At 70.9% G+C, this 10505-nt stretch carries 12 protein-coding genes; 4 read left to right on the top strand and 8 right to left on the bottom strand.

The window, feature by feature from the left end; all coding sequences use genetic code 11:
* On the bottom strand, positions 1–521 hold a 521-nt coding region (locus tag MBSD_RS05325; protein ID WP_148667810.1), incomplete at its 3' end, for a chromate transporter.
* Positions 522–577: 56 nt separating this feature from the next.
* On the opposite strand from MBSD_RS05325, the gene MBSD_RS05320 reads away from it, so the two are divergent.
* Positions 578–1807: a multidrug effflux MFS transporter gene (locus MBSD_RS05320; RefSeq protein ID WP_062535774.1), complete on the top strand. Its 1230-nt coding sequence runs from the start codon at positions 578–580 to the stop codon at positions 1805–1807.
* A 3-nt stretch (positions 1808–1810) separates the two neighbouring features.
* Here MBSD_RS05320 and MBSD_RS05315 read toward each other — a convergent pair whose 3' ends face one another.
* From MBSD_RS05315 to MBSD_RS05285, 7 genes are all read right to left on the bottom strand, one after another.
* Positions 1811–2050 carry a hypothetical protein gene (locus MBSD_RS05315; protein ID WP_062535773.1) on the bottom strand — a complete coding sequence of 80 codons (240 nt, stop codon included), beginning with the start codon at positions 2048–2050 and terminating at the stop codon, positions 1811–1813.
* A gap of 156 nt (positions 2051–2206) precedes the next feature.
* On the bottom strand, positions 2207–4153 hold the full coding sequence (locus MBSD_RS05310; protein ID WP_062535771.1) for a M2 family metallopeptidase: 1947 nt from the start codon (positions 4151–4153) through the stop codon (positions 2207–2209).
* 65 nt (positions 4154–4218) lie between these two features.
* A complete protein-coding gene (locus MBSD_RS05305; protein ID WP_062535769.1) occupies positions 4219–4710 on the bottom strand; it encodes a hypothetical protein in 492 nt (163 codons plus the stop codon).
* 150 nt (positions 4711–4860) lie between these two features.
* Entirely contained in the window at positions 4861–5118 is a 258-nt protein-coding gene (minE, locus tag MBSD_RS05300) for a cell division topological specificity factor MinE (protein WP_062535767.1), read from the bottom strand.
* 2 nt (positions 5119–5120) lie between these two features.
* Positions 5121–5933, bottom strand: a complete 813-nt coding sequence (gene minD / locus MBSD_RS05295) for a septum site-determining protein MinD (RefSeq protein WP_062535765.1) — start codon at positions 5931–5933, stop codon at positions 5121–5123.
* A gap of 36 nt (positions 5934–5969) precedes the next feature.
* Positions 5970–6728 carry a septum site-determining protein MinC gene (gene minC, locus MBSD_RS05290; protein WP_062535763.1) on the bottom strand — a complete coding sequence of 253 codons (759 nt, stop codon included), beginning with the start codon at positions 6726–6728 and terminating at the stop codon, positions 5970–5972.
* Between the two features lie 10 nt (positions 6729–6738).
* Positions 6739–7347: a GNAT family N-acetyltransferase gene (locus MBSD_RS05285; RefSeq protein WP_062535761.1), complete on the bottom strand. Its 609-nt coding sequence runs from the start codon at positions 7345–7347 to the stop codon at positions 6739–6741.
* Positions 7348–7533: 186 nt separating this feature from the next.
* Between MBSD_RS05285 and MBSD_RS05280 the strand changes: the two genes are divergently transcribed.
* The 3 genes from MBSD_RS05280 to MBSD_RS05270 form a co-directional block, all read left to right on the top strand.
* On the top strand, positions 7534–8706 hold the full coding sequence (locus MBSD_RS05280; RefSeq protein ID WP_082306498.1) for a sensor histidine kinase: 1173 nt from the start codon (positions 7534–7536) through the stop codon (positions 8704–8706).
* 43 nt (positions 8707–8749) lie between these two features.
* Complete coding sequence (locus MBSD_RS05275; protein ID WP_062535758.1) at positions 8750–9391, top strand: response regulator; 642 nt, start codon at positions 8750–8752, stop codon at positions 9389–9391.
* Between the two features lie 167 nt (positions 9392–9558).
* On the top strand, positions 9559–10505 hold a 947-nt coding region (locus MBSD_RS05270; protein ID WP_062535756.1), incomplete at its 3' end, for an SRPBCC family protein.

Raw genomic sequence — 10505 nt, 5'->3', positions numbered from 1 at the left:
AGGCCGAGCAGCGCGCCCGCCGCCAGCGCGGCGAGCTGGCCGCGCGTGCCCGGCAACGCCGGCACCAGCGCCGCGGCGATCGCGGCGACACCCCAGCGGCGCGGCTCCGTCAGCAGCCGGCGCGCCATCTGCATCACCGCCAGCGCCACCACCGCGAGCGCGACCAGGCCGAGTCCGGCCAGCGCGCCCGCCGCGCCGGCGGGCAATGCGCGCAAACCGTACGCCGCCGCGAGCATCAGCAGCGCCGAGGGCAGAGTGAAGCCGAGCCACGCCGCCAGCGCGCCGCGCAGTCCCGCCCAGCGCAGGCCGAGCGCGATGCCGACTTGGCTGGACGCCGGCCCCGGCAGGAACTGGCAGACGGCGACGGTCTCCGCGTAGTCGGCGGCGTCGACCCAGCGCCTGCGTTCGACGAATTCGCGATGGAAATAGCCGAGGTGCGCGACCGGGCCGCCGAAGCTGGTCAGGCCGAGGCGCAGGAAGCTGGCGAAGATGTCGCGGATCGTGCGCGTGGCGTTCGGCATGCTGCGGCGTTGCGGGCGAGCCGCTAGGATTCTCGCAGTTCCCGCCGCGGCCGCCCATGTCCCGTTTCCATGCCACCTCGCACGGCATGCTGGCCGCGCTGCTCGCGCTGCTGTCGATGCTGGGCCCGTTCTCGATCGACACGATCTTCCCGGGCTTTCCCGACATCGCGCGCGAGTTCGGCGCCGGCAAGGTGGAGATGCAGCAGACGGTCAGCGTGTATCTGGTCGCCTACGCGTTGATGGGGCTGTTCCACGGGCCGCTGTCCGACGCCTACGGGCGGCGGCCGGTGATCGTGGCCGGCCTCGGCATATACGCGCTGTCCGCGGCGGCGGCCGCGCTGACCACCTCGATGACCGCGCTGCTGGTGTGCCGCGCGCTGCAGGGCATGTCCGCCGGCGCCGGCCAGATCGTCGGCCGCGCGATCGTGCGCGACCGCTACCACGGTGCCGAGGCGCAGCGGCTGATGGCGCAGGTGACGCTGCTGTTCGGCATCGCCCCGGCGATCGCGCCGGTGGTGGGCGCGGCGCTGCTCGGCGTCGCCGGCTGGCGCGGCATCTTCTGGGCGATGGCGGCGTTCGCGCTGCTGCTCGGCGCGGCCTGCGCGCTGAGCCTGCCGGAGACGCACGCGCGCGACGCGCGCCAGCCGTTCGCGCCCGCGCCGCTGCTCGCCACCTGCCGGCGCATCCTCGGCGACCGCCAGTTCTGGCCGCTGGCGGTCTCCGGCACGGTCAACTTCAGCGCGCTGTTCACCTACATCGTGTCGGCGCCGGCGTTCGTGCTCGAGCTGCTGCACCTGACACGCGCCGGCTTTCCGTGGCTGTTCGTGCCGGCGATCGGCGGCATGATGGCGGGTGCGTGGCTGTCGGGGCGGCTCGCCGGCAAGGCCTCGGCGGCGACCACGGTCGGCCTCGGCTACGCGGTGATGCTGGCGGCGAGCGCGGCGAACGTAGCGCTGCACCTGTGGCGGCCGCAGCCCGCGCTGCCGTGGTCGGTGATCCCGATCGGCGTGCACGCGGTCGGCATCACGCTCAGCTTCCCGACCCTGGTGCTGCTGCTGCTCGACCGCTTTCCCGCGCAGCGCGGCGCGGCCTCGTCGATGCAGACCTTCGTCTCGCTGATCTTCAACGCCGTGCTGGCCGGCGCGATCTCGCCGCTGCTGTCGGACAGCGCGCCGAAGCTGGCGTTGGGCGCGGCGGCGTTCACCGCGACCGGCTTCGCCAGCTGGCGCTGGTACCGCGCGATGTGCCGGCGCGAGGCGGCGCGGGAGGCTGCCGTTGCGGACTGAGGTTCAGGCCGGCGGCGCGCCGACGCCCATCAGCGCCTTCAGCAGCGCCATCATCTCGTCGCGCGAGCCGGCCACGCTGATCTGCTGCTCGCGCGCGAAACCGGTGCCGAGCAGCACGGCGACGCCGGGGCCGAGGTCGTTGCCGTCCTCGTCGAGACGCGGAAAGCTTTCCGGTTTGCCGACGTAGACGATGCTGTTGGCGTCGATGAAGCGGCCGTCGGGGAGTTTGAGCCAGCGTTGCATGGGGTGGTCCCTCGGGATGTGTCGCTAACGGATTCGTGGCGGCGTGCCAGGCGCGAGGTTGCCGCAGGCGCAGGCCGGCGGCCGCCGGCCGAGGTGGAGTCCGCGATTCCCCCGTCATTCCGGCCAGGGCCGGGACGACGGGGGCGTTGCGTTGCCTCAGCCCTCGCCGCTCCAGCCGCAGTCGACGCCCTTGTTCTGCTCCTCGAGCCAGGCATGCAGCGGCTGGAAGTAGTCGAGGATGGCGCTGGCGTCCATGTCGTCCTGGCCGGTCAGCGTCTTCAGCGTCTGCTGCCAGGGCCGGCTGGCGCCGGCGCCGAGCATCTGCCAGAACTTCGCGCCGGCCTCCTTGTTGCCGTACACCGAGCACTGGTACAGCGGGCCGTCGAAGCCGGCGTCCTTGCACAGCGCGCGCTGGAACTGGAACTGCAGGATGTCGGCGAGGAAGTAGCGCATGTACGGCACGTTGGTCGGCACGTGGTTCTTCGCGCCCGGGTCGAAGTCCGCCGCGTCGTCGCGCGGCACCGGCGCGGACACGCCCTGGTACTTGCGGCGCAGCTCCCACCAGGCGGTGTTGTACTGCTCCGGCTTGATCGAGCCGTCGAACACGCCCCAGCGCCACTTGTCGATCAACAGGCCGAACGGCAGGAACGCCACCTTCTCCAGCGCCAGCTTCATCTGCGCGTTGATCACCGCCTTCGGGTCCTCGCCGGCCGCGCCGGAGAGGCCGATCCGGTGCAGGTAGGCGGGCGTCAGGTTGAGGCGGATGGTGTCGCCGATCGCCTCGTGGAAGCCGTCGTTGGCGCCGCCCTGGAAGATCGGCGGCTGGTCCTTGTAGGCGAGGAAGTAATAGATGTGCCCCATCTCGTGGTAGATCGTGTACTGATCCTCCGCGGTGGGGTGGATGCACATCTTGAAGCGCACGTCGGTGCCGAAGTCCATCGGCCAGGCGCTGGCGTGGCACAGCGCGTCGCGGTCGCGCGGGCGCAGGAACATCGACTTCTCGAAGAACGACGCGGGCAGCGCCGGGAAGCCGATCGAGGTGTAGAAGTCTTCGGCGCGCCTGACCATGGCGAGCGCCTGCTCGGCGTCGGCATGACGGTCGAGCGCGGCGAGATCGTCGGCGGTCGGCTTGCCCTTGAAGCCGGCGAGCAGCTTGCGGTACGCGGCGTCGCGCTCGGCCTTCAGGCGCGCGTCGACGTCGAGGCCGCCGACGCCGGGATAAGGCTCCACCAGGCCGTAGATGTTCGCCCAGTCCTGCGCCCACATGTTGCCGGTGATGTGCGCGGGAATGGTGCCGTCATTCGGCATCTTGTCGCCGTACTTGTCCTTGAGCTTGCGCCGCACGTAGCACTGCAACTGCGCATACAGCGGCTTGACCTGGCCCCACAGGCGGTCGGTCTCGGCGTTGAAATCGGCCGGGCTCATGTCGTAGCCGGCGCGCCACATCGTGCCGACGTTGTCGTAGCCGAGATCCTTGGCGCCCTCGTTCAGCAGTTCGACGAAGCGCACGTAGTCGCTGCGCATGCCGCGGCCGACGCCGTGCCAGCCGCGCCAGGCGGCGAGGTCGTCGTTCCAGTCGCGGTCCTCGGCGAGGATCTTGCTGGCGTCGTCGAGGTTCTTGCAGCTCTTCGGATCCTTGGGGTCGTCGCAGTACTTGCCGGCGCCGTAGGCGGCGGTCAGGCGCGAGGCGAGCGTGGTCAGCTCGGCGAGGTGCTCGGGATTCCTCGGCGCCGGGATCGCGGTCTGCAGCTTGAGCAGTTGCAGCGCGCGCTTGTCCGCGGCCTCGATGCCGGCGGCGTTCTCGTAGGCGCGCGCGCGCCCGATCTCGTCGGACAGCCACTTCAGGTAGCGCTCCTGCGCCTTCGCCGTCAGCATCTGCGTGTCGCCGGTGATGTAGGTCTCGGCGACCCACTCGGCGGCGGCCGGCTCCAGCGACTGCGCCTTGTAGTCCTTGTTCATCTGCGCGACGAACGCGTGCGCTTCGGCGGCGGTCGGCGCGGCCTTGGCCGGCGCCTGCGCCGAGGTTTGCGGCGCCTTGGACGAGGAACAGGCGGCGAGCGCGAGCGCCACGGCCAGCGCCAGCGAGGCGTGCATCGGTTTCATCGCGGATCTCCCCCGGAATCGGAGAGGGCGAGGCTAGTGCGCGCGCCGCGGGGGCGCAAGGGCGCTCAGGCCGGGGCGGGCAGCAGGCCGCGGGCGGCGAGGAAGGCGCGCGCGTCCTCGGCGTCGCGCTCGAACCAGGCGCGCGCCGAGCCGAGGCGGAAGCTGTAGCCCCAGGCGTCCATGTCGGCCATCACGCGCAGGCGGCCGACGCCGGGCAGGGCGTCGGCGAGCACGATCTGCAGGTAGCAGGTCGCGTCCTCTTCCTCGATCGAGTCGCTGGCGTCGGTGTGCACCGCGGCGCGGCGCTCGGGCGGCAGCACGATCAGGTGGCAGGCCTCGTGCAGCAGCGAGTGCACGGGGGTGTCGGCGCGCGCGTAGACGGTGGGGCCGATCACGCCGGCCTCGCACTCGCCCCAGTAGCTGCCGGGAATCGGCACGCCGTCGGGCACGCGCACCAAGGCGAGGCCGTGGCGGGCCAGCAGGGCCGCGGGCGCGTCGAAGCCGATGTCGGCGAGGCGCAGCACGTCGGCGCGGGTCGGGACGGCGTCGGTCGGCATCGGCCCGTCAGGCAGGCGAAATCGGGAATCCCTCGGATGGGTCGCGCGAAGCAGGTCGGATGGCCATGCGCTTCCGGGTGTTTCGCCGGATTCCGGTTTTCACCGGCATGACGGCGAAGCCGCTGCTCTCTCCCTGCTCCCTGCTTCGGCCTACGCCTTCCCCTCCGGCAGCGCCACCGACAGCTCCAGCACCTCGTGGTCGCCGTCGCGCTCGACGTTGATCTGGATCGCCTCCGGGTCGACGTTGACGTATTTCTTGATCACCGCCAGCAGCTCGCTGCGCAGCAGCGGCAGGTAGTCGGGGCCGCCGCGCGTGGAGCGCTCCTGCGCGACGATGATGCGCAGGCGCTCCTTGGCGATGTTGGCGGTGTTCTTCGGGCGCGCCTTGAGGAAATCGAGGATGCCCATGCTCAACCCCCGAACACGCGCTTGAGGAAGCCCTTCTTCGGCGCATCCAGGAAACGCATCGGCCGCTCCTCGCCGAGCAGGCGCGCCACCGCGTCCTTGTAGGCATGGCCGGCGTGCGAAGTCTCCTCGAGGATCACCGGCACGCCCTGGTTGGAGGCGGCCAGCACGCTCTCGTGCTCGGGGATCACGCCGAGCACGGGGATGCCGAGCACTTCCTCGACGTCCTTCACGCTCATCATCTCGCCGGCCTCGACGCGCGCGGGGTTGTAGCGGGTCAGCAGCAGGTGCTGCTGCACGGCGCCGTCGCCGCGCTCCGCTCGGCGCGTCTTGCTGGCGAGCAGGCCGAGGATGCGGTCGGAGTCGCGCACCGAGGACACCTCGGGGTTGACCACCACCAGCGCGCGGTCGGCGTAGTACATCGCCAGGTGCGCGCCCTTCTCGATGCCGGCCGGCGAGTCGCAGATGATGTAGTCGAAGCCGTCCTGCCGCAGCTCCTCCAGCACTCTCTCGACGCCGTCCTGGGTGAGCGAATCCTTGTCGCGCGTCTGCGAGGCGGCCAGCACGAACAGCGTCTCGTGGCGCTTGTCCTTGATCAGCGCCTGGCGCAGCGCGGCTTCGCCGTGGATCACGTTGACGAAGTCGTACACCACGCGGCGCTCGCAGCCCATGATCAGGTCGAGGTTGCGCAGGCCGACGTCGAAGTCGATCACGGCGACCTTGTGCCCGCGCTGGGCCAGGCCGGTGGCGATGGAAGCGCTGGTGGTGGTCTTGCCGACCCCGCCCTTGCCGGAAGTGACGACGATGGTTTCAGTCAAGGCTTCGATCTCCGTCGGATCGTGATGGTGGTGGCTTCATCGCTCCAGGCGGGCGATGCGCAGTTTGTCCCCGTCCAGCCAGATCTGCACCGGCTGGCCGTCGAATTCGGCCGGGATCTGTTCGAACACGCGGTACTGGCCGGCGATCGACACCAGCTCGGCGCGGAATTCGGTGCAGTAGATGCGTGCGCGGGTCTCGCCCTGCGCGCCGGCCAGCGCGCGGCCGCGCAGCGCGCCGTAGACGTGCACGGAGCCGTCGGCGATCACCTCGGCGCCGTTGGCGACCGGCGCGGTCACCACGAGATCGCGGCCGCGCGCGTAGACCTGCTGGCCGGAGCGCACCGGCTGCGCGTGCTGCTGCGCACCGTGCACGGCATCCGCTTCCGCCGCGGCCGCCGGCCTGGCGCGCGCGGGCGCGGCGGCGGCCGGCACCGCCGGCTCGCCGTTGTCGCGCTCGTAGGCGGCGCGGAACTTGGCGATCAGCGGCAGGCCCATGCGCTTGGCCAGCGCCTCGGTTTCGGCGGTGCCGTAGGCGAGGCCGACCGGCAGCATGCCGGCGGCACGGATCGCTTCCAGCAGGGCGTCGACGGCGCCGTCGTCGGGCAGCGCGGGCAGGTGCGAGAGGTCCAGCACCACGGCGGCGCGCTGGAACAGCTGCGGCGCGCTGCGCACGCGCTTGTCCAGTTCCTCGTGCAGCGCGGCGGCGTCGTCGCGGCGCAGGCGCACGCAGGCGATGCCGACCTGGCCGAAACGCAGATCGCAGACGGCTTCCGCCGTCCCGGGGCGTGCATTCATGCGCGCGCCCTCACGAACCGCCGGCCACGCGCAGGCGCGGGTCCGTGAGCAGGTGCTTGCGCTCCGCCAGCCACGGCAGGTCGGGCAGGCCGCCGTGCAGGAGATAGGTGTCGCGCACGAAGGCGAAGCTGGGCAGGTCCTTGGCCAGCAGGCTGACGCGGCGGCCGACCTCGGGCATGGTCTGCTGGCCGACCTCGTGGAAACCGTAGGTGCCGTGGAACAGCACGGCGACGTCGTCGCGCGGTTCCAGGAACACCTCGCAGCACAGCGTCGGCACGCGCACCTCGGCGTAGCTCTGCACGTCGCAGTAGAGCACGCGGCCGATGCCGTGGCCGCGGTAGGCGCTGGCGACGACGATGCGGTCGATGTAGACGAATTGTCCGTAGCGGTCGCGGAACCAGCGGAAGTTGGGGCTGCCGTAGTCCGCGCTTTCGCGCAGCGCGATCAGGAAGCCGGCCAGGCGGCCGTCGACCTCGGCGACGCGGAAGTAGTCGGCGATCTGGTGGAAGCGCCGCAGTCGCGCGCCCTCCAGCGGCAGGATCGCGGGGCCGGCGGCGTTGTTCAAGGCGAGGACGGCGTCGAGGTCGGACTCGCGCACGTTGCGGATGGCTACAGCCATTCTTGCTCCGGAAGCTTTCGGGGTCGGGTCGCGGGCCCCCTGCGCCGACGCGACTTCACCGGTCGATTATGGCATGCGGCGCCCTGCGCCGGCATGACGCCACGCGGGCCGTTAAGTGCGCGTAAGCGCCGCGGCCGTGCCTTCGGTTGGCTTGCGGGGGCGCGGTGCGGGCCTATGATGGGCGCGATGTCCTGGGTTTCCTTCAATCACATCCGTCTGCTGCGCTACGCCGGGCTGTTCGCCTACGTGTGCGCGGGCATTCCGCTGCTGCGCGTCAACTGGGCACTCGGCCGGCTCGACACGCTGGACCAACCGAGCTTCGCGTTGCTGGCGTGGGTGCTGTGCTACCTCGCCTTCGGCCTCACCTATTGGCTGCTGACGCGCAACCTCGGCTCGCGCCGCTACTGGGCGGTCAAGCTGTTCGGCCTGCTGGTGCTGACCGGCACCGCGATGGCGGTGGGCTGGTACAGCCAGAGCGGCCTGTCGGCGCTGCTGCTGGTGCTGGTGTCGGTGGTGCTGCCGTGGCTGCTGCCGCTGCCGCTCGGCATCGCCTGGATGGTGCTGCAGAACTTCGCGCTGGTGCCGGTGTTCACCAGCCTCGGCATGGACGCGATCAACGCCTTCCTGCAGGCCAGCCTGTACCTCGGCTTCTCCGCGCTGACCTTCGTCACCTCGGTGGTGGCGCGCCAGCAGGCGGAGGAGCGCGAGCAGTTGCGCGGGCTGAACTCCGAGCTGCGCGCCACGCGCGCGCTGCTGGCCGAGTCCAGCCGCATCACCGAGCGCATGCGCATCGCCCGCGAGCTGCACGACCTGGTCGGCCATCACCTGACCGCGCTCAGCCTCAATCTCGAGGTCGCCAGCCATCTGGCGGCGGCGCCCGCCGAGGAACACGTGCGCAAGGCGCAGGCGGTGGCCAAGCAGCTGCTGGGCGACGTGCGCGAGGTGGTCAGCGAGCTGCGTCAGGACGACGCGCTCGACCTGACCCAGGCGCTGCGCTCGCTGACCGAGGGCGTGCCGGGCCTCGCCGTGCGCCTCGAGCTGCCGCCGCGCTTCAGCGTGGAGGATCCGCGCCGCGCGCAGGTGGTGCTGCGCTGCGTGCAGGAGATCGTCACCAACGCCGTGCGCCACGCCGGCGCGCGCAACCTGACCTTGCGCTTCGAGCGCACCGCCGAGGGCGAGCTCAAGCTGGAGGCGCGCGACGACGGTCGCGGCGCCGCCGAGGTGCGGCCCGGCAACGGCCTCACCGGCATGCGCGAACGTCTGGCAGAATTCGGCGGCCGCCTCGCCATCGACACCGCGCGCGAGCGCGGTTTCGCGCTGGACGCCTGGTTGCCGCTGCAGACGCGGAGCCCGGGATGAGCGCGGCACGCGCGCGGGCGCGCAACGAACGGGGGCCGTGGCAATGATTTCCGTCTGTCTCGTCGACGACCAGACCCTGGTGCGCCAGGGCATCCGCTCGCTGCTGGAGCTGACCGACGACATCCGCGTCGCCGCCGAGTGCGGCGACGGCGCCAACGCGGTGGAGACGATCCCGCGGGTCAAGCCGGACGTGGTGCTGCTCGACCTGCGCATGCCCGGCATGAGCGGCCTCGACGTGCTGAACGCGCTGGCGGCGCGCAACCAGTTGCCGCCGACCATCATCCTGACCACCTTCGACGACGACCAGCTGGTGCTGTCCGGTCTCAAGGCCGGCGCGCGCGGCTATCTGCTGAAGGACGTCTCCCTCGACCAGCTGGTCGAGGCGGTGAAGACCGTGGCCGCCGGCGGCTCGCTGGTGGCGCCGGTGGTCACCCAGCGCCTGCTGGCCGGGGTGGGGCGCATCCAGAACCAGTTCTCCAGCCTCGACCAGCCCGACCCGCTGACCGAGCGCGAGACCGAGATCCTGCGGCTGATGGCCGGCGGCTACAGCAACAAGGAGATCGCCAACTCGCTCGGGGTCGCCGAGGGCACGGTCAAGAACCACGTGTCCAACATCCTGTCGAAACTGGGCGTGCGCGACCGTACGCGGGCGGTGCTGAAGGCCCTGGAGCTGGGCATCGTGTGACCCATGGCAGGGGAGCGGCGGCCGGATAGCGTTCGCGCGCCGGAGCAAGTACCATGCCCCCTTTCGGCGGCCCGCTGCCCGCCGCGTCCCGCCCGTGGGGAGCGTTTTCGCCGATCGAATTCCGGCGCCGTTCCGGTGCCGACGAAAGACGTCCGGAGAGCTTTGGAATGACGCGCCTGCTTGAATTCCTCGTTGCCGTGGTGATGGTGATCGTGCTTGCGGTGGTGGTCAGCCTCGCGCTGCCCAGCCACGGCCATGCCGAGCGCTCCATCGAGGTCAGCCACGACATTCGCCACATCTACGACATCCTCAACAACTTCCGCCGCTTCCCCGAGTACGCCGTGCTGCGCGCGTACGACCCGAAGATGCGCTACACGCTGGAAGGCCCGGCCTACGGCAACGGCGCCAAGATCGCCTGGACCAGCAGCGACCGCCGCGTCGGCAACGGCGAGCTGACGATCGCCTCCAGCCAGTTCGATCCGCTCGCCGGCAGCGGCCAGGTGACCTGGTCGCTGGACAACGGCTGGAACGGCGCCAACAAGACCTTCACCCTGGACTTCAAGCGCGCCGAGAACCAGCGCCTGGTGAAGATCACCTGGTCCTACGACGTCGACTACGGCTGGAACCTGCTGTCGCGCCTGGCCGGCCTGTCCTGGGACAGCGTGCACGGCGAACCCGACTCGCTGATCCAGTACAGCCTGAACAACCTGCAGAACGTGCTGGCGGCGATTCCGAACGTCGATTACAGCAAGGTGGCGATCAAGATCGTGCCGACCACCGCGCAGCCGATCCTGTTCGTCTCGACCAAGGCCAAGCGCTCGCTGGAAGAGGTCGACGCCGCCACCGCCACCGCCGTCGACCAGATCAACGACGCGATGAAGAAGCTGGGCGTCGGCGCCAACGGCCCGCGCACCACCTTCACCACCGACTACGGCGACGAGAACTACGCGTTCGACGTGGCCGTGCCGATCAACACCACCACCGTCTACGTCAACAACAACGGCTTCGACCTGACCAAGCTCGCGCCGCCGGCCGCGGCCGCCGGCGCGCAGGCCGGCGAGGACGAGCAGGCGCCGCCGGCCGAAGCGAAGCCGGGCAGCATCGACGACAAGGG

It is taken from the genome of Mizugakiibacter sediminis (genome assembly GCF_000953855.2).
GTDB lineage: Bacteria > Pseudomonadota > Gammaproteobacteria > Xanthomonadales > Rhodanobacteraceae > Mizugakiibacter > Mizugakiibacter sediminis.
This window is presented reverse-complemented; position numbering and strand designations above follow the sequence as displayed.

Coding starts and splice junctions, on each gene's coding strand:
- MBSD_RS05320 (WP_062535774.1), top strand. CDS start 578: ATGTCCCGTTTCCATGCCACCTCGCACGGCATGCTGGCCGCGCTGCTC.
- MBSD_RS05315 (WP_062535773.1), bottom strand. CDS start 2,050: ATGCAACGCTGGCTCAAACTCCCCGACGGCCGCTTCATCGACGCCAAC.
- MBSD_RS05310 (WP_062535771.1), bottom strand. CDS start 4,153: ATGAAACCGATGCACGCCTCGCTGGCGCTGGCCGTGGCGCTCGCGCTC.
- MBSD_RS05305 (WP_062535769.1), bottom strand. CDS start 4,710: ATGCCGACCGACGCCGTCCCGACCCGCGCCGACGTGCTGCGCCTCGCC.
- minE (WP_062535767.1), bottom strand. CDS start 5,118: ATGGGCATCCTCGATTTCCTCAAGGCGCGCCCGAAGAACACCGCCAAC.
- minC (WP_062535763.1), bottom strand. CDS start 6,728: ATGAATGCACGCCCCGGGACGGCGGAAGCCGTCTGCGATCTGCGTTTC.
- MBSD_RS05285 (WP_062535761.1), bottom strand. CDS start 7,347: ATGGCTGTAGCCATCCGCAACGTGCGCGAGTCCGACCTCGACGCCGTC.
- MBSD_RS05280 (WP_082306498.1), top strand. CDS start 7,534: ATGTCCTGGGTTTCCTTCAATCACATCCGTCTGCTGCGCTACGCCGGG.
- MBSD_RS05275 (WP_062535758.1), top strand. CDS start 8,750: ATGATTTCCGTCTGTCTCGTCGACGACCAGACCCTGGTGCGCCAGGGC.